At 41.4% G+C, this 22,169-nt stretch carries 20 protein-coding genes; 12 read left to right on the top strand and 8 right to left on the bottom strand.

All coding sequences use genetic code 11. From position 1 onward, the window contains the following. Positions 1 to 87: 87 nt before the first annotated feature. Positions 88 to 1,287 (top strand): tetratricopeptide repeat protein, encoded by a 1,200-nt coding sequence (locus DLM75_RS07730; protein ID WP_118967823.1) that lies wholly within the window; start codon positions 88 to 90, stop codon positions 1,285 to 1,287. Here the strand turns inward: DLM75_RS07730 and DLM75_RS07725 are convergent. Then, entirely contained in the window at positions 1,279 to 2,559 is a 1,281-nt protein-coding gene (locus DLM75_RS07725) for a PilZ domain-containing protein (RefSeq protein ID WP_118967822.1), read from the bottom strand. The genes DLM75_RS07730 and DLM75_RS07725 overlap by 9 nt on opposite strands. A 157-nt stretch (positions 2,560 to 2,716) precedes the next feature. On the opposite strand from DLM75_RS07725, the gene DLM75_RS07720 reads away from it, so the two are divergent. Next, entirely contained in the window at positions 2,717 to 3,244 is a 528-nt protein-coding gene (locus tag DLM75_RS07720; protein WP_118967821.1) for a hypothetical protein, read from the top strand. After that, positions 3,244 to 4,044, top strand: a complete 801-nt coding sequence (locus DLM75_RS07715) for an enoyl-CoA hydratase/isomerase family protein (RefSeq protein WP_118967820.1) — start codon at positions 3,244 to 3,246, stop codon at positions 4,042 to 4,044. Before DLM75_RS07720 ends, DLM75_RS07715 begins: the two co-directional genes overlap by 1 nt. On the opposite strand, the gene DLM75_RS07710 is transcribed toward DLM75_RS07715, so the two are convergent. Then, complete coding sequence (locus tag DLM75_RS07710; RefSeq protein ID WP_118967819.1) at positions 4,041 to 5,225, bottom strand: putative glycoside hydrolase; 1,185 nt, start codon at positions 5,223 to 5,225, stop codon at positions 4,041 to 4,043. The two genes, DLM75_RS07715 and DLM75_RS07710, sit on opposite strands and share 4 nt — an antisense overlap. 161 nt (positions 5,226 to 5,386) lie before the next feature. On the opposite strand from DLM75_RS07710, the gene DLM75_RS07705 reads away from it, so the two are divergent. The 4 genes from DLM75_RS07705 (at position 5,387) to DLM75_RS07685 (ending at position 11,454) form a co-directional block, all read left to right on the top strand. Beyond that, entirely contained in the window at positions 5,387 to 6,328 is a 942-nt protein-coding gene (locus tag DLM75_RS07705) for a histone deacetylase family protein (protein WP_118967818.1), read from the top strand. A 68-nt stretch (positions 6,329 to 6,396) separates the two neighbouring features. Next, complete coding sequence (locus tag DLM75_RS07700; protein WP_118967817.1) at positions 6,397 to 6,909, top strand: DUF1564 family protein; 513 nt, start codon at positions 6,397 to 6,399, stop codon at positions 6,907 to 6,909. Positions 6,910 to 7,417: 508 nt separating this feature from the next. Beyond that, positions 7,418 to 9,448: an NHL repeat-containing protein gene (locus tag DLM75_RS07690; protein WP_118967815.1), complete on the top strand. Its 2,031-nt coding sequence runs from the start codon at positions 7,418 to 7,420 to the stop codon at positions 9,446 to 9,448. Continuing rightward, on the top strand, positions 9,445 to 11,454 hold the full coding sequence (locus DLM75_RS07685; protein ID WP_118967814.1) for a tetratricopeptide repeat protein: 2,010 nt from the start codon (positions 9,445 to 9,447) through the stop codon (positions 11,452 to 11,454). The genes DLM75_RS07690 and DLM75_RS07685 overlap by 4 nt, the downstream gene beginning before the upstream one ends. Here the strand turns inward: DLM75_RS07685 and DLM75_RS07680 are convergent. Next, entirely contained in the window at positions 11,451 to 12,053 is a 603-nt protein-coding gene (locus tag DLM75_RS07680) for a hypothetical protein (protein ID WP_174715072.1), read from the bottom strand. The two genes, DLM75_RS07685 and DLM75_RS07680, sit on opposite strands and share 4 nt — an antisense overlap. Positions 12,054 to 12,107: 54 nt before the next feature. Here DLM75_RS07680 and DLM75_RS07675 point away from each other — a divergent pair, with 54 nt between their 5' ends. Further along, positions 12,108 to 12,590 carry an SRPBCC family protein gene (locus DLM75_RS07675; RefSeq protein ID WP_118967813.1) on the top strand — a complete coding sequence of 161 codons (483 nt, stop codon included), beginning with the start codon at positions 12,108 to 12,110 and terminating at the stop codon, positions 12,588 to 12,590. On the opposite strand, the gene DLM75_RS07670 is transcribed toward DLM75_RS07675, so the two are convergent. Then, complete coding sequence (locus DLM75_RS07670) at positions 12,574 to 13,023, bottom strand: methylglyoxal synthase (protein WP_100785671.1); 450 nt, start codon at positions 13,021 to 13,023, stop codon at positions 12,574 to 12,576. The genes DLM75_RS07675 and DLM75_RS07670 overlap by 17 nt on opposite strands. A gap of 148 nt (positions 13,024 to 13,171) precedes the next feature. On the opposite strand from DLM75_RS07670, the gene DLM75_RS07665 reads away from it, so the two are divergent. Next, a complete protein-coding gene (locus tag DLM75_RS07665) occupies positions 13,172 to 13,975 on the top strand; it encodes an FcpA-related putative periplasmic flagellar protein (protein ID WP_241547839.1) in 804 nt (267 codons plus the stop codon). Positions 13,976 to 14,117: 142 nt separating this feature from the next. On the opposite strand, the gene DLM75_RS07660 is transcribed toward DLM75_RS07665, so the two are convergent. Genes DLM75_RS07660 through miaB form a run of 4 tightly spaced genes read right to left on the bottom strand, consistent with a single transcriptional unit; the run spans position 14,118 to position 18,408 of the window. Then, positions 14,118 to 14,342: a hypothetical protein gene (locus DLM75_RS07660; RefSeq protein ID WP_118967812.1), complete on the bottom strand. Its 225-nt coding sequence runs from the start codon at positions 14,340 to 14,342 to the stop codon at positions 14,118 to 14,120. A gap of 24 nt (positions 14,343 to 14,366) precedes the next feature. Then, a complete protein-coding gene (locus DLM75_RS07655; RefSeq protein ID WP_118968032.1) occupies positions 14,367 to 15,197 on the bottom strand; it encodes a hypothetical protein in 831 nt (276 codons plus the stop codon). Positions 15,198 to 15,235: 38 nt separating this feature from the next. After that, entirely contained in the window at positions 15,236 to 17,062 is a 1,827-nt protein-coding gene (locus tag DLM75_RS07650) for an LptF/LptG family permease (RefSeq protein ID WP_118967811.1), read from the bottom strand. Then, entirely contained in the window at positions 17,059 to 18,408 is a 1,350-nt protein-coding gene (gene miaB / locus DLM75_RS07645) for a tRNA (N6-isopentenyl adenosine(37)-C2)-methylthiotransferase MiaB (protein WP_118967810.1), read from the bottom strand. Before miaB ends, DLM75_RS07650 begins: the two co-directional genes overlap by 4 nt. A gap of 104 nt (positions 18,409 to 18,512) precedes the next feature. Between miaB and DLM75_RS07640 the strand changes: the two genes are divergently transcribed. The 3 genes from DLM75_RS07640 (at position 18,513) to DLM75_RS07625 (ending at position 21,784) form a co-directional block, all read left to right on the top strand. Continuing rightward, positions 18,513 to 19,139 carry a J domain-containing protein gene (locus DLM75_RS07640; RefSeq protein ID WP_118967809.1) on the top strand — a complete coding sequence of 209 codons (627 nt, stop codon included), beginning with the start codon at positions 18,513 to 18,515 and terminating at the stop codon, positions 19,137 to 19,139. Continuing rightward, positions 19,111 to 19,752, top strand: a complete 642-nt coding sequence (locus tag DLM75_RS07635; RefSeq protein ID WP_118967808.1) for a hypothetical protein — start codon at positions 19,111 to 19,113, stop codon at positions 19,750 to 19,752. The genes DLM75_RS07640 and DLM75_RS07635 overlap by 29 nt, the downstream gene beginning before the upstream one ends. A gap of 919 nt (positions 19,753 to 20,671) precedes the next feature. Further along, positions 20,672 to 21,784: a slipin family protein gene (locus tag DLM75_RS07625; protein ID WP_118967806.1), complete on the top strand. Its 1,113-nt coding sequence runs from the start codon at positions 20,672 to 20,674 to the stop codon at positions 21,782 to 21,784. The last annotated feature ends 385 nt before the right edge of the window (positions 21,785 to 22,169 follow it).

Raw genomic sequence — 22,169 nt, 5'->3', positions numbered from 1 at the left:
ATCGGACCATACGATTCTAAGGTTCAGAAATTCGAAAGGAAACGTTTTTTTCAGAGTAGGTTTGCACAAACGGCCGATCTTTGGAAGGTGAGAACCTTTCTGATTTCCATTCTTATAATTCTGATTTCCACACTGACGGGAGTTATCGAGGCTCGCGAACTCGTTTACGCGTTTCGAGAACCAGGGAAACCCGAAAAGGAAAAGATGATTCTCGTAGGAGAGACGGTTCTCTACGATAAAGTAAAACCGATCGAAGAAGAAGGAAAAAATAAGAATCTGGACATCGGCGTGGATACAAGAGCCGATCTTGTGACGATCAAGATCAATTACGATCCCGGTTTAAGAGTAGGACAAATTCTCTACCTAATAGAAAAAGATTTCGATCATAAGAATTACAAGAACGGAAACATCGTCGCGCAGATCGAAATCAAATCCATCTTTCAGACTTCATTTATCGGGAAAAGGGCAAGAGGAATCGGAAATCTAGGATTAGTAAAAGATAGGAATCTCATGGTGGCGGCTCCTCTCGTTTCTGAAAAAATCGAATCCGCAATCGTGGAAAGAAAAAAGGGAGACTACCACCTTTCTCGAAACGAAATCGCAGAATCCATACGTTCTTATAAACATACGATCAGTCTCGATCCTTCTTCTCCGATGGGTCATTTCCGTTTAGGATTGCTCTATAAAAAAACGGGGGAAGCTTATATCTCCGCGGGCTCCGAATTCTCCATGGCCTGGAAAAATCGAAAACGTTTCGGTAACGCTCAAGAAGAATTGGAATTCTATGTGGAATACATCGACTACTTAAATCATAAATATGAAACGGAAGGATTTAAGAATTCGACCATTCTTTCCAAGACGATGGATGTGATCCAAGAGGCGTTTAAATTAACCAAAGTAGACTCGGAACTTTTAATCAATTCCGCAACAACTTATTACTATCTTTATCGAGAAGAATCCAAACCGGGAAAATCTCCGAGTGAAGCGTCAGCAAAGAGAAAAAAATCCGACACTTATTTTGAGATTTCGGAAAGACTTACGAGAAACGCAGATCTTCTCAATCCGTCCGATTATCGCGTTCACCTTCTTGCGAGCAAACTTTACATAGACAAGATCACTGAACTCACTTCCGAATCCGGACAGAGTAGTCTTGGAGAATTGGAACAAGTAGCCAACTTTAAAAGATTGTTAAGCGAATCTTTCGAAAAGTATAAAACCTTTAAACCGGCTTCACAGCCCGGAGATTCGTATTTGTTGAGAGCGCCTGCATTAATCGGATCATTCTGAAAGAATCTTCCGAGTTCTAGTAAAGATATATTTTTGAAGGACTAACATATCGTCCGGATTGGAATCAAAAAAATTCACACCAAGATTGAATTTACCGTCGCCCGCAACGATATAGCGTACAACCTCTCCCCTCAGAATTAGAGTCCTTTCCGTAAGAGGAATGAATATTTTTATAATATTATGCTTTTTTAAATAATGAAAGATTCTTTCTTCGTCGATTTCAAAGAGGAGCCCGTTGATACTGATATCTACGACTCGCGTGGCCGCCTTTGTCTGACGATAGTTGTCCGCCCGGATGAAAATTTTCGTCATAGAGTAGCTGAAAATTTCAGAAAGTTCGATCAAATAGCCCGCCTGGGAAGGAGTAATCGAATATCGATCCATAGCGGAGGCATAAACCCGAATATATCCTACGACGTCGTTAAAGAGCCTGATAGGTAGAATCATGTAAGAGATAAGGAAATCCCGAATTTCGTTTTTCTGGAGTTCCCTAAAAAATTTATCCGCATAATCCTGCCCGTTTTCCAAAACCATACGAATGTATTCTTCGCGGTAGTTACCCACTTCCGAAGGATCAGTCTCACGAATGTAATTGATTATCAAAGAAGTATCGGAGATAAAAATCGGTTTATCGTGTCTTCGAATAAAAGATTCCAGAAAAACTTCGTCCTTCTTCTCTGCGGAAAAAAAAACGATGTCGTATTCCTTCGAAACCGTGGAAATATATTCGGAAATCATAATATTTATGAGTCGAAGATCCGGATTGTCCTTTTTAATTTCCCTCATCAGGTTATTAAATCTTTGTTCGACTTGAATATTCCTTCCGATTTCTCTTCCTCCGCCCGAGAGAGAGCGAAAAAGAATTACGTAGTTCATAAAGAGGTCGTCGACCGCGACTCGGATATTCTTACGAAAGGATGCGGCTTGGAGTTCTGATGGAATTCTAATTTTAATTCCTTCTTCTAAGAATTCTAATATGACAACCTCGAACTGATAGAGAATGTTCATGATCTCGAAACTGATCTTTGCACGAAGTGTAAGCCCCTGCGTCGCACCAGGGATTCGGAGATTTACGGTCGTCTCTTCAATATCCTCCACAATCGCGAAATATTTTTGTCCGTCGTAGTCGAAAGGGAATTCTACATCGTCCGCTTTGAGATAATAGAAGAGATGTTTTACGAGATTGATATCGGTCCCAATGATTGTCTCCCCGAACATCGTTTCGAGAATCGTTATGAGTTCCTGTAAACTATCTGATCTTCCGACTGCCATGGTTTTTTTTGTTGAATGCGAGATTCTATCTTAGTATCGGCTTTTAGGAAGTCGGAATTCAGTCGGGCTATATGAAAGGGACATAAGCATTTGGAAAAGAGAACTCGAGAGAAAAAAAATCCAGAGGAAGGTTTCGGAAAAACCCGAAAAAGAAGGTATGGATACAAGAAAGTCGGAACTCAACCCGGAATTATTCGATATGATGAAACAGGGAAAGCTAACAGCCGGGAAAATCCTGGATTTGATCGCTTTAAAAGAACTCGTAGACCGATTTGCGATGACTCCTTTTATCGAGGACGAGAAGGTCGCAGAAATTCGAGAACGAACCGGAGTGGAACCTGATATTTTGACCTGGGGCGACTATTTTCAAACAGAGATTGCTTCGAGATACTTCGAAAAGTCGGAACCCCAGTTTAAGAAAATCATCGAAACAATTCGTTTCGACCTTATCTCGGCTCATTTGATTTTTTCGGGAAAACCGGAGTATTTTCAGGATTCAATAAGAGGACAAGCACTGATCTCGAAATCAATCGATTCTACTTTTTGGACGTTAGAGGATGAGGAAGCGATTCATCTCGATACTCTCCTTGAATACTTTGTCCAGATGGGAATTGGCGAAAAACCGTTGACCGTATCCGATCGAATTTGGTATGAAAGCTTTGAGTTGGAGAGAAAAGCAGTTTAATGGGATTAATCGATCAAGACACTATCGATCTGGGTTCAGGAAACAAGATCCTGACTTTAAGCTTAAATAATCCGGAAAGTCGGAATTCCATGACCCGAGAAATGGGCCTTGAATTTAAGAAAACCATCGAGACTTTATTGGATTCTCCTGAAAAATCGAAACCAAGGGCCGTCATTCTCACCGGGAAGAATGGAATTTTCTCCGCTGGGGGAAATTTTGAACTCCTGAAATCATTTTCTACGAAAGATTTCGAGACGAACAAAAAAACAATGTTTGAATTCTACAATCTCTTTCTTTCGGTAAGAAGATTGGATATCCCCGTTATTTGCGCCGCGAATGGTCATGCGATAGGGGCTGGACTTTCTCTCGCTTTTGCCTGCGACATTCGAGTATTCGCGAACGAAGGAAAATATCAGTTTAACTTTGTAAAGTTAGGAATTCATCCTGGAATGGGTTCAAGTTATATTGTGAAAGAGCTTTTTGGAACTCATGTGGCCAATCGTCTTCTATTTCTTGCTGAAACTTTAAATGGAGATGATGCGTTCCGGACAGGCCTCTGCAATGACTCAGTTCCTCAGAAAGAAGTCTTAGGAAGAGCCACAGAAATTGCAATCGCCCTCTCAGAAAGTGCCCCCCTCGCCCTGAGCGAACTGAAGAAAAATACTTACGACCGTGAGAAATTGGAAGCCGCTCTCAAAAAGGAAGCGGAATCTCAGGCGAGAAACTTTATTTCCGCTGATTTCAAAGAAACGATCAAAGCGATTGAACAAAAAAGAAAACCAGAGTTTAAAGGACTCTAATTCTCTCCCTTTTTAACCTCTCGATCATAGTCCTTTAGGGCCTGGAATGTAGCATCGTATTCGTTCCAGGCATTCCATACCACAAAACCATGAGCACCACTATCGTACGTAGCTTTAACTTGAGCTTTTATATAATCGGACAAAGAAAGTCCGGACTTGGCAACGGACATGTTGAATCCTTGGATATAAGGAATGACTCTCGTTGTTTTCAAGGATCTTTTTAAGGTAAGATGAGTTCCGTCATACACTGTTTGATAAGGATCTTTAATCCGAGCAGGCATTCCATAAAAGTGAGAAGGATATAACATTGGATAGAGAACATCCACTACTTGGGCAAATACTTCCACTTTCTGACCGATTGAATCGTTCTGATTAAAAGGGATCCGACCAAAAATATCTGCTCCGATATAAGGAAGATTTTCACATTTCAGGGTTTCATTTCGAATATTCTTAATAATTCCTGAAATATTTTTGTAACGAGCTTCATACGATAACTTGAGTTGCAAATTGTCGGCATAGCGAATGTAATCTAATTGAATTTCAGGAAACCCCGATTGGCAAGCGGCTCTAATCGACCGATGGATCGATTTTATCTTTTGGTCCGACGGGTTTTCGGTCGGAAGGCCGCCGTCAAAATTGACAACGCGTGCAACTGGGTAAAAACCTTCTGCGAATAATGAATCCAAAGTTTCCTTAGAAGGTGCTGTAGGTTGGACATCAATCACAAGGAAATTGATTCCATGCATTTTGCTTCTCCGACGAAGCTCTTCAAATGCTTTCACTTTTTTTAAAGTTCTCTGAGAAATATAGATCCCTCTAGAGAATTCCGGCACCTTCTGATCTGCAAAGTTTGATATCCCATTTCCTTCCTGTTTAGGAGCATCACCTTTGTTTTGCGTAGTTACAACCTTGGACTTAATTTCAAGTATAGGTTCAATGGGGGAAATTTGTTTTCTCGTAGTTTCTTTTTTTGGAAAAATTTCCTCGTCTGACTGTTTGGATTCTTGTCCTTTCCTTACCGAAGACCTTTGAGTTCCGACTTCAGGTTCAGATAACTCCTTCGCCAATCGAACCGGTTTCCTCTTTGTGCTCCCGTTCGGAAAAGGAAGATCAAAGTCAGAAAAAAGAGAGGATACGCTAAAAAGGAAAATAATTAAGAATGATACGATTTGTTGATTCATGGTTACAAGATCAGGCGGAAACAATTGATTTCTCTCTTAAATGTCGGAATTCTCCAACTATAACTAAAAGAAAGACGTGAGAAATTCTGAAAAAGGGTCGATTCGTTTTCCAGAATAAAGAAAATAATAGATTCAATAAAGTTTCTCTTTGGAGTTAAAAGATGGCAACGGGTCTTATTTTTTCAGAGGCATTTCTTTATCATAACTCGAACTCTACGAGTCCCCATTTCGAAAACTCGGACAGATTAATCGCCTGTATAGAACTTCTTCAAAAGAAGACCTATTTTTCTTCCCTCTATCAACCGGAGATTCAGGATATCACAATTGATTTTCTGAACCAAACGCACAGCAGAAATCATATTCAAAAAATAGAGAATTCCAAAGGCAAAAGAGGTTATTTTGATTCTGACACACCTTTTACGGAAAAATCATGGTTTTCGGCTTTCAAAGCGGCAAGTTCCGGAACTACCATGGCAGATACTTTGCTTGAAGGGAAAATCAAGAATGGATTCTCACTCCTCCGACCGCCGGGACATCATGCTGAGCAAAATAGAATTATGGGTTTTTGTATGTTAAATAATATAGCGATCGCAGCTAAATACCTTCAACTTCGTGGCCTTAAGAAAATTTTTATCTTAGATTGGGATGTTCACCATGGAAATGGAACGCAAGAATTTTTCTATGGAGATCCAAGCGTTTTCTTCCTTTCTATCCATCAATTCCCTTTTTATCCGATGACTGGACTTCCGACCGAAACGGGAGAAGCAATGGGGATCGGGACGACGAAAAATATTCCTCTCAAAGCAGGAACAGAAGACAATACTTACATAAATTTATTTAAGGAAACAATTGTTCCTACGATTGAAAGATTTAATCCGGAAATCATCTTGATATCTGCAGGTTTTGATGCCCACAAGAACGATCCGCTTGGAGGGATGCAAATTTCCACTAGTGGTTTCGAAAAATTAACAAGAATCGTTCTTGAATGCGCGAAGAACGTTTGCCAAGGAAGGGTTCTTTCTTTTTTAGAAGGAGGTTACGACTTAACTTCTTTGGCAGAATCCGTAGAAGCACACATTGCCGTTCTTCAATCTTTTTCTTAAAAAAATTCAACATCTTCGTCTTTTAAGATCACCTCTTGGAACTGTATTCTTTAGAGGAGAAAAGAAGAATGAATCAAATTCAAGAGTTCACCGAGTTTCATGGCAAATCCAAGAGATCCATTGGTCCTTCGGACTTGCTCATTCCAAAACATTTGGAAGGATTTCTGAGGAATAGAATTAGGAGACACGGCAATCTTAAAAACTACTTTCACTATCTAATTATAAAATTTCAGAACAGGAATCTCTTCTCCAAATTTCCCGACACAGCTTTTCGAAAAACGCTATACCAATCGAAAAGACAAAATCTAATTCGACTTTCGTTTCGACCGGATCATCAAGATTGGTATGAGGCTAAACTTGTGGGCTTTTATTTCGGAATTTCCATTTGTAAATTTTTTTCAGGACTCGTAGATAGTGATAGAGACGAAGATATCTCTCTTCAAGATGAGAAAACTGAGATCCTAAGGTTAGAAAGGAGAACGGTAAATCCAATCTATTTTTATTATACGATTTTTTCGAATAAGAGAATGATCCTAAAGCGACTTTCGAGAAGAAGAAATTTTGAGTTGAATACTGCATAATTTTTTCCATTTTTCTCGAGAGATTCCGATATTCAATGTAGTATGGAAGTCTCCTTGGAAGAATTAAATCAGATAGAAAAAAGATTTCGGAACTACATCTTTATTCTAGATTTTCTTCTCCGGGAAACGCGGAGCGAACTCCTTGAAAATCGTGCGAAACGAGAAATCTGGCTTGAGCGTCATGAGAGCTGGAAAAAGAGTCGCTCTCCGATCAACTCAGAAGGCTTCCCTCGAATCCAAAATGCTATTTCTAAAGACGTTTTCCATCGAGAATTCCGACCTCTCCAACCTTTACGAAATTCGAAACTTAAAAGTGTATTCCCGAGAACGGGCAGACAAATAGAATTTCGACCTCTAAGTGGTTAGGAGAGTTTTAACCTTTTTCTCAAAAAACGAGAAGTGTTTCACATTTTTATAAGGTTTATTCCTTCCGCGTTCGTAAAAAATTCTTGAAATTATGTCTCTTTTCAATGTTAATAGAGATTGGAGCAAATGTAAGAATTCAATTATGCACTCTAATCGATTTCTTATCCTCCTCGTAGTATTCTTAACATCTTTTTCTTTGAATTCCGACGGGCTTCCAAATTTTTCTATCCAGGAAAAAGAGGCAAGGACGCATTTTTCTAGGGGTTTCTCCTACTTTAATAACTCTCAGTATTCATCTTCTCGGGAAAGCTTTCTTAAGGCGCTTTCAATCAAGAGCGACTTTACTTTAGCGAGGCTTCTCCTCTCTAATTCTTATTATCTTTCTGGCGATTGGCCAGAAAGCATGTCGGAGTTAGAACAAATTGAAGGTAATACAGGGCTTAACCAGATTCAAAAAGCAAGATTAGATGCACTCCGAATCAATCTCGCTGGTGGGAGTCAGGATGCTGGGATAAAGTATTATTCTGCGCTTTTAGGTGACGAGCTCAGACGGTTTCGATTCAGAAACCCTTCCGATGTTGCGATCGATGATGATGGATTTCTCTACGTACTTTCGTTTGATACGGCAAATATCGTAAAATTTGACCCAAACGGAAATCCAGTAGATAATTTTAAGGGCTCCTTAGGTCGGAATTTATCCGGTCCCCTCTTCTTTTCTCTCCGTGGAACCTCAATTTTTGTCTCCGATTTCAAAGCGGATAAGATTTATGAGTTCAATACGAGAGGTGAATATCGAAATCGTTTTGGAAAAACAGGAAAAGCCGCAGGGGAATTCCATGGTCCTACTGGAATTTTTTTCACGAAGGACGGATATCTCTTTGTTTCCGATTCCGGAAATAACCGGGTTCAAAAACTTAAAACCGACGGAACCTTCCTCCAAGAGATCGGAGTCGGAACTCTTCGAAATCCTTCCGGAATCAAGATCAATGCGAAAGGAGAAATCTACGTCGCCGATCGAGGGAACTCTCGCATTGCGGTTTTCGACTCAGAGGGAAATTTCCTAAGAGAGATCACAAATCCAAATATTCTATCTTCTCCTCGTAATCTTACGATTCGGAAAAATGAAATACACGTTGCAGATGAAAAATCCGGTCTTGTAGTTTATAACACGCTGGAAAATACTTGGAGAGCTCTGGATTCTTTTCGAGATTCCAAAAATGTAATCCGGAAACTGAATCAACCTTTTTCTTCGGCCTTTGATTATACGGGAACTCAGTACATCGCAGATTTCAATCGGCATCGCGTAGAAATTTTCAGCCCCGCGAATCAACTCTCTTCCAATCTGGATCTCGTAGTAGAAAAGGTCCTAAATAGAGAATATCCCGATATATCCGTTTTCTTAAGAGTCAGAGACCGATCGGGACGCGATATAAAAGCGATTCCAAGAAATTCATTTAAAGTTTACGAATACGGAAATCTTTCTCCGCTTATCGGACTCGCGGATATGCAACAATATAATAATAGAATTTCTCTATCCCTTATCTATGAGAACACCCCCGAAGTCAAAACCGCTTATTCCGTTTTTGAAAAATCACTTCGTCCACTTCTCACTTCCCTACGACAATACGACGGAGTGGAAGTTCTCCGTTCCGGCACTGAACTCATAAAAGCATCCGATTTCAATTATTCAATGCATGAGATTTTTAGAATATTACGAACTTCTCCTAGTGATTCTTCATCAAAAACGGGAAAGTCAATTTATCGCGGAATCACCGATCTTTTAGATCGTCTCGGGCCGAGAGCGGTCCTCGTGTTAGTATCCGGTAATTCCAATCCGGATTCTTTTACTCAAATTTCTCCGGAAAAAATCATCCGTTATTCGAAAGCACATTCGATCCCGATCTATTTTTTATCTCTCTCGGATGTCGGGCCTTCGGTTGAAATCTATAAGACGATAGCCAATTCTACCGGTGGAAAATTCATACTGATCCCGGGAGAAGGTCAGGAAAAAACTCTCTACGAATCCATTGTTTCTCATAAAGACAGACGTTATATCGTTTCATTCAAGAGTAGAGTGGACGCCGATAAAAAGGACTTCTACATACCTCTCGTCTTAGAAGCGAATTTTCGAAACGCCTCCGGTAAAGCCGAAGCAGGATTTTTTACAAAATGATCCTCCGTCTTCTTCTACAAAAACGTTTTCTGATTTTTTCTTTGGTCCTTCTTTTTGGATCATCTGCAAGCTCTCAGGAAACCGTTCGTAAAATACAAGAAGGGGAACTCCTTCTCAAGGAAAGAAATTATACCGGAGCTTATCAGTCTTTCACCGATGCAGTCAAAGCAAATCCGATGTCGATCCGTTCTCTTTTAGGTTTGGCTGAATCGGCAAAACATCTTCATAAATACAACGAGTCCTTTGAAGCCTTCAACAAGGCGTTAGCCTTAGAGCCCGAAAACAAAAATGCGTTGAAGGGTGGGGCGTTGGCATTCGCGAGAAAAAAAGATTATCAGAACGCTCTCAATCTCTTACGGACCTCATTGGATACGGATCCGTTCGACCCGATCCTTGCACCGGTACAAATTCAAATCCTTTTAGAAATGGGAAGTTTCGAATCTGCCCTAAAACGACTGGAAGCTTCCCGATCTAAATTACAAAATTCTAAAGAAGTTCAAATTTTAGAAGCGAAAGTAAACGGAAAGACTGGAAACTTCTCCAAAGCTTATCACCTCTGGAACGGAGTCCTTTCGAATTCTTCCGATGATCCAGATCTCTTTTTTCATCTCGCGCAACTCTTAATCGATTGGGCGGAAAAGAGTCCGGTCTCGGAAAGAAAACAAAAGCTCGAAGCCGCTTCGGAAAAATTAGAACGTGCGATTTCTCTTTATCCGGATTTTGAAGAGGCAATTGACGCGCTTACAAGAATACGCATCTGGCAAAACGACTTTGCCTCTGCCGTCGCTCTTTCTCGAAAACTGGTTTCGCTCTATCCGCAAAATTCGTCCTTTCTTTATCTTAAGACGTTTGCTGTGGAAAAAGAGGCGAATAAGGATTCTTCTTCCGCGAGTAAGGAATCCCTCAAAAACGATTTAACAGAAATAGTACGATTGGATGATTTGGATTCCATCGCGAGACAAAAAGCGGAATCGGTAGCACTCGTTCATTTCCCTGAGAACCATTCCTTCCGAAGAAAATTGGGTGAATATAGAATGCAACGTTTTCGTTCTTCCAAAAATTCCCTCCTCTACGAGATGTCTTCTCACCATCTCGCATCCGCAAGAGAATTGATTCCCGGTCAACCAGAGGTCCAGTTCCAAACTCTTTCCGAATACAAGAGAACCGGATTTTTCCCGCGTTATTTGAATCTTCTTTTATTCTTAAGAAAGAAATATCCGGAAAACGAAAAGTATCAGTATGAGATAGAAAATCTCCTGAACTCTATGAAACAATCGATCGGCTATAAGGAAGGAATGATCGAAATCACAGGGGACAATCTCCTCGAAAATTACGGAAGAACTCCGCCCGTTCTTCTCGTTTTCGATCTTGTCGACAAATCCTTCTTAGGCGACTATCCCGATCTATCTCTCCTGGTCTCCTCTTCGGTTCGCAAAATTCTTTCTCTAAACCCTACGATCTCTCTTTCCGGATCATTGGAATCTGCGAGAAGTAATCCTTCTTCTCTCAATCTAACCTCGGATAACTATACGGGAATTCTACCCTACTCCGAGTCCTTATTTTTTAAAGTCAAAGAATCGGTTAAGAACGGGCCGAAGCCGAGATTCGTAGTTTATGGATCTCTAAAATACGAAAATCATTCTCTGAACGTCGATTGGACGATAAAAGACACGAAACACGAGAAGATTCTTACTACCTTTCGGGTCTTCGCGAAGGGGCGGGATTTTCTTCCGGAGGTCGCTACCAGATCCGCTTCTAAAATTCTCGCTTCGATTCCGCCCTCCGCATCGATTGTCAAAGTAAAGGATGAAGATATCATCATCAATGCCGGAACGCTGGACGGTTTAAAGAAAGGCTCCAAAGTTCAAATCTACAACACTTCCGGAAAATCGGGAGAAGCAACGGTGGAGGAAACGGATTATTTCCTTTCGAGAGCGGTTCCGGATAACGGTATCAACGGATTGAAAACGATTTCCGAAGGGGATCGGATTCTCTGGAAACGTTAAATTCTTCTTTTCGGAAACTCGCTGAAATAGTCCAAGATCCAATCAGCGATCTTTTTTTCGATCTCGAGAATCTTTTCCGAATTCGGCCTCGTTTCTAAAAATAAGTTCCAAATTCTTCCTTGGATTTCTATTTTAGAAATTTCGAATATACTCCATTCTTCCGGCACCCATTCCGGAAATTTTTCCGATCTAAAAACTTCCTTTTTTGTTTCGTCCTCAAATACATAACGATTGGTCTCGATCCGAAAACGATTTTTAAACAGCCCGTATTCGATTTCCAAATCGACGTCCGGATAGATTCGAAAATCTCGATTTTCCTCGTCCCAATCCAAACGAGAACCTTCCAGACAAATTTCGTCTTCTCTGGATATTTCCAAACGAATCGGGTAAGAATGGAGCGTCTTTTGATTCTTCTTTTGATCGTAACCGACTTGAACATCGACTCGATGTTTTTTTCTTTCGATTCGAATCTGAAACGCGGAATCCAATCTAGTTTCCAAATGCTTTTGAATCACTGCGATCGCCGTGTTCGAAAATTGAAGCGGAGATAGAATCATCTCCGAAGTAGAGGATAAATTCTTAAAAAATTTTAGAATCATGGAATTTTACTTTGAATCCGTCGAAATTCTATCATCGCCTAGGTCAAAGTCTTTGTGGAATCAGAATTTATTTGCAAATCCATTTTTGATTGCGACGTGGAAAAGCTCTTTGCATTTCACGAATCTCCGAACGGTTTTGAAAGTTTAGTCGGCGCCGACTCAAACGTGGAAGTGATTCAAAAACCGGAGAACATTCGTCCGGGCGCCATCGCGATTCTGAAAGTCAGGCCGTTTCCGTTCTTCTCTTGGACTTGGATCGCGGAACACTTGGAATATTCGAAAAACGAGCGATTTGTCGACATTCAAAAAAAAGGCCCGTTCCCATTCTTCCTTCACGAACACCTATTTAGCTCCGCCGAAGGGAACCGATCTCAACTGGAAGATAGAATTTTTTTCGAAGCCCCGATTCATTTTTTGTCCTCTACTGTTGTTCTTTCTATGTTGAAGAAACAATTTCTAAAACGACATGAGATCACTGCGAAACAACTTTCGGTTTCTTGGAAGAATGTAACCTGCGGTCCTAAGGATTCTTTTTGATTCTCGTGTCATAGTCGATCAGAACTTTCTTATACGAGTTGATAAATTGAGGAGAACTGATCATATAATCTGCGGTCGAACGATTGCAAGCCATCGGTATATTATAAAGTACTGCAATTCGAAGTAACGCCTTTACGTCCGGATCATGGGGTTGCGCGGTCAACGGATCCCAGAAAAAAATCACGATGTCCAGATCTCCTTCCGCAATTTTTGCGCCGATCTGTTGATCCCCTCCCAGTGGTCCGGATAAGAATCTATAAACGGGAAGTTCCGCTTCTTCGTTTATCAACTTTCCGGTCGTCCCGGTTCCGAAGAGATGGTGCCTGGACAATATCTCCCTATGGGTTTTAGCCCATTCTACCAAATCATTCTTCCTATTATCGTGTGCTACTAAAGCGATCCTTTTTGTGGCCGGAACCTGAACTTCTTTCATTCTTCGTTACTCTTTTAATGTTTGTTTTCAATCTAATTTTTTGATGACGCCCGTTTGCGACCAATCCTAAATTGACCTGAGATATTTTTTTTCCATTCACATTCCATTTTGAAACCTTGTTCACGATCTTCAAAAGACAACGACTTCTATGAAACCAACTTCATCCTCTTCCATTCTTATCTGTTTTGTTTGGACTTTTTTGTTCCTTTCCTCTTCGGTCTTTTCGGACAAAAGCCCGTCAGAAAAAAAAATTGAAATTCTGATTCCGGATGGAAGTAATCCGGATTCTACTTGGGGAAAGGATCTTCTTCCTTTCGAAGACATCGATATTTTAGGAGATGCAAGCGAGGAGAATTCCAAAAATCATTTTGAAAAATCCAAAGACGATTTTCGAAGCGCGCTCGATCGTTTTCGAAAAGCGAACGAACTTGCGGAAAACAAACGAAAGGACTTCGAACAGCTTACATTCGAGGCGGATCGATACGAATGGCAAAAGAAGAATCGAAAGGAAAACTTTGAAAGAGCCGTATCAAGAGATCTGAACAAAGCGAGATCGGATTCCATACATCTTTTGGTTTCTTCTATGAATTCTTTGGAAAGAATTCAAAGTCCGAAAGTAAGAGATACGGACGGATTTAGAGAATTACAAGCCGGCATCTACAGAGAATACATCAAACACCAACTCGTCCTTAAAAATTTTCTCCAAGCGATGGACCTCCTCGAACGATATATCGGAATCGGTGCGAAGTACTACGAGGATTCCGAAGCGCAGGGTTTTTTGGCGAATTGTTATGAGAGAGCCTATCGTGTCGCAAAGAAAAATCGGGATGATTCCGCTCGCGAAAAATACGATATTCTTCGAAAAAAACACGGACTTTTGTATGCAGAATATAAATTCGGAAAGGATTCTCCTGACTTCAAAGAATTTTCGCGGGAACTCTTTCGGGACTAAAGCGAACAAAAACTTTCGGTAAGGCAAAAGTCGGAACTCAGAAATCCAGTGAGTCGTTCTCTTGTTTCGACAATCGATGTTTTGTAGAGAAAGATTGAGAGTCGGAACTCCGGAATGAGAACGGTCATCATCAAAGAAGATCTCAAGTCGGATTCTTAGAACTCGTCCCAGAACCGATCCGAAACGTTGTGATCGTTCCTACGGAAGCACTTCCATTTCCCTCAAGTGTGCCTTTCGAGGGATGATGGGATTTGGTTGCGTTGATCGAATACGGAGGAGTTTCCGCATTTCGGGTTTTCGGATAAGCCCTTTCCGTTTTAGATGAGAGTATCGTAGAAATCTGATCCTTACAAAACGTAAGAATCAAAATCCCTTCGATTGGGAACGATTTTTACTGGATTCCGAGTCTCTTTTTCAAACTTCGATTTTCTTCGATAAGATCTTTGATTTCTTTTTCGGTGTAGGCGAAAAGTCGATCCTGTGCTTCGAGAATCTTATCCAATTGAATCTCTTCTATATGAGAATAATCTAATGCTTGTTCCGTCGCTTTTTTGAAATCCAGGGCGTCTTTCAATTCCTGCGTCTTCATCGAATCCAGGATTTCCGATACTTTCAGTCGTTCGTGTAGAGCCAGAAGTTCCTTGTTTTTGAGTTCGTTGACCCTTTCAAGAGCCTTATTGATCTCTTCGTTGTTTTTCTTGACTTTGGATTCGAATTCTAAGATCGCTTGGAGGGCTTCGTTTGCTTTGGCCGCATCCTTATACTCTTTCTGAGCGAGTTCGAAAACTCCTTCAAAAAATCCGATATTGGTGAGGCAACTGTTCCCGATTTCGTTTGCCGCGAGTTTGTAAAATTCGGATTGAATCGTTCTATCCAAGATCAATCGAAGATTTCTCGGATGAACCGGATGTTCCAATACTTCGATCTTACCGGTTTCGGGAACGACCGAGTTGATCTTTTCGGATTCTTCGGAGTAGACCATGATCAAACTGACATAGGGATGTAGCTCGAACTTACGTATGAATTCTCGAATATGATTCCATTCTTGAAAATTTACGGAAAGAAAAAAGATATGGATATCCGCCTTCATTAAATCGATGGCGCTCAGTCCATCGAGGGAAACCTTGCTCAATTCGATATTGACACGAGGGTGCTTCCAGATCTGGATCGGGAATTCTTTTCCTGAAGTGAGATGCCAAATGATCGCGTTTTTTTGACTCATCGTATTAATTCCAAAACTAACCAACGGATTGTCCCGGGTCAGGAACCTCTTTTCGTGATCTTTTTTAATTTTCCCCATATACTTAATCTTTCTAATCTCTCTGTCAATTTTGATTTTTGATCAGAAATCTTATCCAGAACCTTTTGAATCGGTTTTGGCAGATCCATATCCGTTCTTTTGATCATGATATTGATGCTCAATATCGCGATCAAAATGTTCGCGCTCCAAGGTCCAATCCAATCCGGAACCTTATCATTGTAAGAGATCGTACTTCCCAGGGTAAAAAACGTAAAGTAGATCATTAGGAAAACAACTGCAAGCGTAAAACTCATTCCTTTTCCGGATCGTTTTACCACGAGCCCCAAAGGGAAAGAAATGAAGAAAAAAATCAAACAGGAGATCGGCATCGCGATTCTCCTATGAATTTCGACGTTAAAATCAGTAAGAACCTTCTTTCCTTGTTGCATTAAGGCCATCAGCTGTGTGAGAACCGAATACCTTTGGGTCATTTCATCCGGAGTTAGAGTTCCGTTTGCGGCTCCCATCGCAAGGTCGATCTTCATCTGATCCACCATTTGCTTTAGTCCGATTAAACCTTTAATCTCGATTCCCATCTCTTTCAAGGTCTCGAGTCCGGGAATTTTTTCCAGCCCCTCTGACTCCATATTATTGCGAATTTGGAAGAGGACAGGCATAGAGAAGGTTTCCGGTTTTACGTTCAATTCCAAGGTTTTCTTTTCTTTTCCCTTGGGAATGTTGTAGTCCATTTCTCCGTTTCGAAAATCCGTCACGGAAAAACTCTTACGATCATCGCTCCATTCTAAGATCCAACCGTCTTTGAGACGAATGGATTTCTCGTATTCCCCATCCGGTCCGAGTTTTTCTACGAGATTTCCTCGACCGGCGTTGATAATTTGAATGATTCTAGAACCGCCCATCGGAATCATTTTTCCGCCGATGTGAAAGTATTCGTTTCCTTCGAGAAAAATTTCCCATTCCCGAATTTGAACTCCCTTGAGTTCTCCCGTGTCGGAATTCATCCCTTCGGTATACATGGTTCTCGCACGTTTTTCAAAAAGGTCCTGGGTTTTGTCCCCGCTGAACTGACCCGGCGTAATCGCGAGCAGAGGATTGTAGGCGAGGACCCATTTGTTAAACTCGTTCATCTTTCTCGTATTCTCCGGAGAAAGATAGAAGTTGAGATAACCTACGATCATTGCCATCGCAAAACCGAATGCAAGAAAGTTAATATAGATTCTAGGAAAGCTGACACCTGCGGAACGGATCGCGGTGATTTCGGAATCTCCGGAAAGTCTTCCTGCGGCCATGATCCCGCTCATAAGACACGCCATCGGAATCGTCATCGGCAACGTATTCGCAAGAAGATAACCGAAGTAATCCAAAAGACGAAGCGGATCCACACCCTTCCCCACAAAAAGACCGATCATCTTTTGAAGAGCGAGGACCATATAGACCATCGTAAAAAATGCAAGAGCGACAAGAAACGGAGAAAGAATTTCTTTTAGAATATACCGATCCAAGATCGGAATGACCATGTAGAATTTTCTTTTGTCCGTATGAACTTTGAAATCCGGAGGAAGGTCTTCTACGCTACTGAGACGAACGGTTCTTAAATCCGCACCTCCGCTCGCAGAGCTTTTTTTCGGAGAAGAATCGTTCGAAGAACCGAGAATGGAGTCTTTTTGTTTTGCGATTTTTTTGGAAAGAGAAGAATCCGAATTCTTCTTGGAAGGAGCTACCTTCTTTGTTTTGAGATCGGTTTCGGAAGGTTTTGTTTTATTTGCCGACGAGCGCGCAACCGACTTTTTGCCGGAGGCTTTTTTCCGATTGTCCGGGTCCTTCAAGCAAGGATCCTTCCTTTCAACGTAGCGCTCGTCGCACTTTCAATTTGAACGTTTACGGAAGTTCCGATCATTTCAGAAGCATTCTTTCCTTCGGGAAGAGGAAACACAGTCATTCTTCCACAAGGAGTTCTTCCGCAGAGCTGATTCTCCGACTTACGGGAAGTGTTCTCAATCAAAACGGAATATACGTTTCCGATCCGAGATCGATTTTGATCGTGGGAGATGGAAGTCTGAAGATCCACGAGTTTGGTGAGTCTCGCCGATTTCACTTCTTCGGGAACGTTATCCGGAAGTTTTCTCTGGGCCATCGTTCCTTCCCTTTCGGAATACTTGAACATAAAAGCCATATCGAACTTCACTTCACGAACGACCGCAAGAGTGTCTTCGAATTCTTCTTCGGTCTCGTTGGGAAAACCTACGATGATGTCGGTGGTCAGTCCCACGTCGGGAACGATGTTTCGGATCTGCGCGACAACTTCTAAAAATTCTTCTTTGGAATAAGAACGTTTCATCTCTTCCAAAACTCTCGTGTTACCGGCTTGAAGAGGAAGATGAATGTTCGGACAAAAACGGGGATTCTCCGCCATGAGTTGAAGAAGATGAACCGGAAAGTCTTTCGGATGCGGAGAAGTAAAACGGATTCTTTCGATCGTAGTTTCATCCAAGAGCATCCGAATCAGACCGGCAAAGTCCTGTCCTTCTTCTCTGTAAGAATTTACGTTTTGTCCGAGAAGCGTCACCTGACGAATTCCCTGATCGGCGAGATCCTGAACTTCGCGGACGATGCTCTTCGGATCCCGGCTTCTTTCTCTTCCTCTCGTATAAGGAACCACGCAGAAAGTACAGAAATTATTGCATCCTCTCATGATCGTAACGAAGGCTTGGATCCCGTTTACGACCCGAGGTTCGATCTCGTCGTAGGTTTCGATTTTGGAAAGACGTGTGAGAGCAAGAGAATTTTCTCCCGAGCGAATTCTTTGGATGAGTTCGGGAAGACTTCTGTAGTTGTCCGGTCCTACGACCAGATCCAGGGGAAGTTCTTGGTGAAAAAGATCGTCTCCCAGGTTTTGGGCCATACATCCCAAAACACCAATGACAAGTTTCGGATTTCTCTTTTTGAGATATCCGAGGGATTGGAGACGGTTGTAGATCTTTGCGTGGGCGTTTTCACGGATCGCGCAGGTGTTTAAAAAGATAATATCCGAGTTTTCTGGGTCCGGAGAAGAAGAATATTCTGCGTCCTTCATGAGGCTGGCGACGATCCCGGAATCGTATTCATTCATCTGGCAACCGTAGGTCTCGATATAGACCTTTCCTGCCTTTTTTTCTACTTCCAGAACACTCATAGGACTGAATTTCTGCTTGCCGGACCGGCTGTAAAGGGGTTTTCCATGGATAGGGAAAGGCGTTTTAGAACGTCTAAAAATCCATTCCCGCAAGCAAAAAAAACATGGCTGTGAATACCAAACTCGACTACTACCGGATTTTGAATCTTTCCCGGAATTCCGACCTAGAGAGAATCGAATCCGCCTATCGGGAATTCTTGGAAATCTTGGAGGCGGACCCTTGGAATCCATCCTTGGAATTGGATCGAGAAGAGGGAACCCGAGCCTACGTCGTCCTGAGTTCTCCCAAGGCAAGAGAAGAATACGATAAGACCTTGGATTATGAATTCCTCCTTTTGGACACAACCCAGGTTCCGGAAGAATTCGAGTCCTTTTATAAAGTGCAAAAGCTTTCCGAAGGAGAAGAAACCAGGGAATTCTACTCTCGTTTTTTGGAATTCAAAAAGGATTTGGAAAACACACTTCGAAATCTAAGAATCACGGTTTTGTTTTTTTTGAGCGCCTTTTCTCTCCTTACGATTTTTGCGCTTTCCATGGCTCTTGCACAGAAAAATGGTTTTCTCTCGCCCGGCGCGGAGCTGTTCTACAGAAAGTGGGGAATTCTATGTTCCGCAGTATTTATCTTTTCAGGGTACGCGATCTTTCGAAAGATTGTAGCTTCTAAAAAGAAAGGATTCGAGAACAACCGGGGAAACCAATCACTTGAAGACAGCAAAAAAAAACGATCCTAAACATCTCGCGGAAGATGAAATCTCCTACTACTATTCCCTCCTCCAAGAAGAACTAACGTCCTTCGATTGTGGAGAATTGTGTAAACCCGACAACGACGGGATTCCTTTCTGCTGTATCGCGGATAACGCAGTTCCAACTTTGTATCGTTCCGAATTCTCCATGTTAAAAAAAAGAACGGATCTATGGAAGGTTTGGAAACCGGAGACAAAGGAAGACAAAAAGATGCTCGCGGAATACGATTCCAAAGAAACTCTCTTTTGTGAATGCAAAGGGATTCAATTTTGCGAAAGGGAGAATCGTTCGATCAGTTGTAGGACCTTTCCACTCGAACCGTATTTGGATACGAGAGGAGTGATGGTCGGACTTGTTTTTATGAAAGAATTCACCGGGAAATGTCCGCTTACTCTGAGGGCGAAAGATATCCGTCAAGAATTCGTAGATACACATTTTATCTTCTGGGAAAAACTTCTCTTTCGTTTGGACAGCGAATACGAAACGTTTTGGAATTCCTCAAAATCCTATCGAAGATCCAGGGCGAAAACCGGAAAAGAATTTCCGATATTTTTCCCGAGCCACCTTCAAGGAAAAGAATATCTGAAAGAATACGTCTGATTTAAAACCGCTCGCTTCCTAACTTCGAAGATTTTAAAAGGACAAAACCGTTTTCAGTTGCCGCGTCTCGATTTAATTTAGGTAGATTTTACGACCGACAAAACCCTACTCTCAAATTGAAAAAAGAATAATCAACTCGGAGCTTATAAAAACGCATCCCTACAAATGTCATTGAAGGCGCCTAACGCGAATTTTACGTCACGCAAAAAGGACCGGAACTTTCTCCGCTTTGTTTTTTCTCAGAACGTCTTGCCTCTACAAAACTAACGTTTGAGAATCAAATACCGGTGCTGAACACAAGAAATTATTTCCGCGCAAAATATCGTCGAAACAAAACAAATTCCAGCGACCCGGACGGTTTTCATCTGTACAAGAATTCTTAGAACCAAAGTTGGAAAATAGTTTCCCATTCTTCCAATAAAAAAGAATCTGCATTCGGCTTTGATTTTTGTCCTTAGGGTTTCCAAAGGCCCGGCGGTTCCTTCGTGCTCTGCGCGGTTGGTTTCACGTTTAAAGATTGGAATCCGAGTCACCATCACCTGGTCGAAGGTTCGAATCCTTCCTTATTCAAACGAGTAAGTAGCTCAGCTGGTCAGAGCAGGCGCCTGTTAAGCGAGAAGTTGGTCTCTTCGCAAAAAGACCGAAACAAAAAAAGGATAAAAGGCGTCCGGCTTTTGGATTCATTCGAAAGCAATCCAATGTTTGCCTTGCGGAACGATGGATACCGAATCGAGAATTCGTTTCAAGCCGGCTTCTTTTTTTTCGAGAGAAAAGAAGGAAGTTAAATTCGATTCGATGCGACGATTCTAAAATGGTTCCCCGCCGACGTGGGATGGATTCCTTTTATTCTTTTTCGGATGTCTAAGGTTGATTTCAAAATTCACGTTAGTCGTCATTATAGAATTCAATCGAGGTTCGTATGAAAATAAGAAATGATCAAAGAGGCCTTTTGTTCAAAGAGGGAGAATATGTAAAATTTCTCCCGCCCGGAAATTATTTTTGGCTTTTAGGCGGAAACATCGAGATTCATCAGGTCCTAAATCCTTTCGTTTCCAGAATCGATTTTTCCTTTTTACGAAACGATCCGATTCTTATGAAAGAATTGGAAATCATCGATCTCAAGGATAACGAGATTGCGATTCATTTCGAGGAAGATAAATTCAAATCCGTTCTAAAGACCGGAATTCACGCGTTTTGGAAAGGAATCAAGGCCAGATCTTTTATCAAGATCAATCTCGACGACCCGTTCGTATCGGAAGAAATCGAACGTTCTATTCTAATGAAACCGGAAGTCAAAGATCTCGTCTCTTCCTACGGCGTGGAATCGTATGAAAAAGGTCTTCTGTTTATCGAAAACGCTTTTGTTAAGCTCTTAGAGCCGGGAAATTATTTTTATTGGAAAGGGACCAAATCGATTTCGGTGATCAAAGCGGATCTTAGACAACTTCAAACGGAGATCACCGGCCAGGAAATCATGTCGAAGGATAAGATTCCTCTTCGACTCAACTTCGTTTGTCAGTATAAGATCACCGATCCGATTCAATGCCTCGTGGAGATAAAGGACTACGAATCGCAACTCTATATCCATTTACAATTGGTTCTAAGGGAATACGTTGGATCCCTAACGTTAGACGAAATTCTTTCTAAAAAAGAGGAAATTGGTTCTTACGTAACGGAGAAGATCAAAACTTCGATGCCTTCAATGGGATTAGAGATTCTCTTTGGTGGAGTCAAGGACGTAATTCTTCCGGGAGAAATCAAAGAAATCCTCAATCAGGTTTTGATCGCCGAGAAAAAAGCGCAAGCAAACGTGATCATGAGAAGGGAAGAAACCGCGTCCACAAGAAGTTTGTTAAACACCGCAAAGTTAATGGAAGAAAACATGACGCTTTATAAACTCAAAGAGTTGGAATATGTGGAAAGGATCAGCGAGAAAATCAGCCAGATTACCTTGACCGGCGGGATTCAACTCATCGATCAACTCAAAGGAATTCTTTTGCCTCCCAAAGACGATACGCAGAAAAAATCCTAAGTGTAATTTGAATTCCCGGCGAACTTTATCTTCCAAAAAACAAAAGTCTTCGGGAATTCAAAAAATACTTTGTAAGAACGTTTTCCCAAGAAACCGAAGAAGAATCTCATAAACTTCGTTAAAAAGCGAATAAAGATAGGATGAGACATAATAAAAATCAATCACGCGAACGTAAAAAAGATTTTTGTTAAGAGCAAAAGTCAGCACTCCAAAAACAATTCCAATAAGAAAATGGCATCCGTTGAACTTATTAATTCCTAAAGAATGAGTTCCAAGTAGCATTGTCGATTTCAGAGTTTCATCATTCACTGCCGAGTTTACCACAAAACTCTCCAGATGAAATCAAGGGCACGCCCCCATCAAAAACAAACCTTCAAACGATTTG

It is taken from the genome of Leptospira stimsonii (genome assembly GCF_003545885.1).
GTDB classification, from domain to species: Bacteria; Spirochaetota; Leptospiria; order Leptospirales; family Leptospiraceae; genus Leptospira; species Leptospira stimsonii.
Note: the sequence above shows the minus strand (reverse complement) of the source record. Positions and strands in the feature narration are given on the sequence as shown.

Bases quoted from the DNA above. Each gene is read 5' to 3' on its own strand.
- DLM75_RS07670 (WP_100785671.1), bottom strand. From the start codon at position 13,023: ATGAAAGAAGTTCAGGTTCCGGCCACAAAAAGGATCGCTTTAGTAGCA.
- DLM75_RS07625 (WP_118967806.1), top strand. From the start codon at position 20,672: ATGAAAATAAGAAATGATCAAAGAGGCCTTTTGTTCAAAGAGGGAGAA.
- DLM75_RS07665 (WP_241547839.1), top strand. From the start codon at position 13,172: ATGAAACCAACTTCATCCTCTTCCATTCTTATCTGTTTTGTTTGGACT.
- DLM75_RS07655 (WP_118968032.1), bottom strand. From the start codon at position 15,197: ATGAGTCAAAAAAACGCGATCATTTGGCATCTCACTTCAGGAAAAGAA.
- DLM75_RS07690 (WP_118967815.1), top strand. From the start codon at position 7,418: ATGCACTCTAATCGATTTCTTATCCTCCTCGTAGTATTCTTAACATCT.
- miaB (WP_118967810.1), bottom strand. From the start codon at position 18,408: ATGAGTGTTCTGGAAGTAGAAAAAAAGGCAGGAAAGGTCTATATCGAG.
- DLM75_RS07680 (WP_174715072.1), bottom strand. From the start codon at position 12,053: ATGATTCTAAAATTTTTTAAGAATTTATCCTCTACTTCGGAGATGATT.
- DLM75_RS07715 (WP_118967820.1), top strand. From the start codon at position 3,244: ATGGGATTAATCGATCAAGACACTATCGATCTGGGTTCAGGAAACAAG.
- DLM75_RS07685 (WP_118967814.1), top strand. From the start codon at position 9,445: ATGATCCTCCGTCTTCTTCTACAAAAACGTTTTCTGATTTTTTCTTTG.
- DLM75_RS07710 (WP_118967819.1), bottom strand. From the start codon at position 5,225: ATGAATCAACAAATCGTATCATTCTTAATTATTTTCCTTTTTAGCGTA.
- DLM75_RS07725 (WP_118967822.1), bottom strand. From the start codon at position 2,559: ATGGCAGTCGGAAGATCAGATAGTTTACAGGAACTCATAACGATTCTC.
- DLM75_RS07700 (WP_118967817.1), top strand. From the start codon at position 6,397: ATGAATCAAATTCAAGAGTTCACCGAGTTTCATGGCAAATCCAAGAGA.
- DLM75_RS07705 (WP_118967818.1), top strand. From the start codon at position 5,387: ATGGCAACGGGTCTTATTTTTTCAGAGGCATTTCTTTATCATAACTCG.
- DLM75_RS07720 (WP_118967821.1), top strand. From the start codon at position 2,717: ATGGATACAAGAAAGTCGGAACTCAACCCGGAATTATTCGATATGATG.
- DLM75_RS07640 (WP_118967809.1), top strand. From the start codon at position 18,513: ATGGCTGTGAATACCAAACTCGACTACTACCGGATTTTGAATCTTTCC.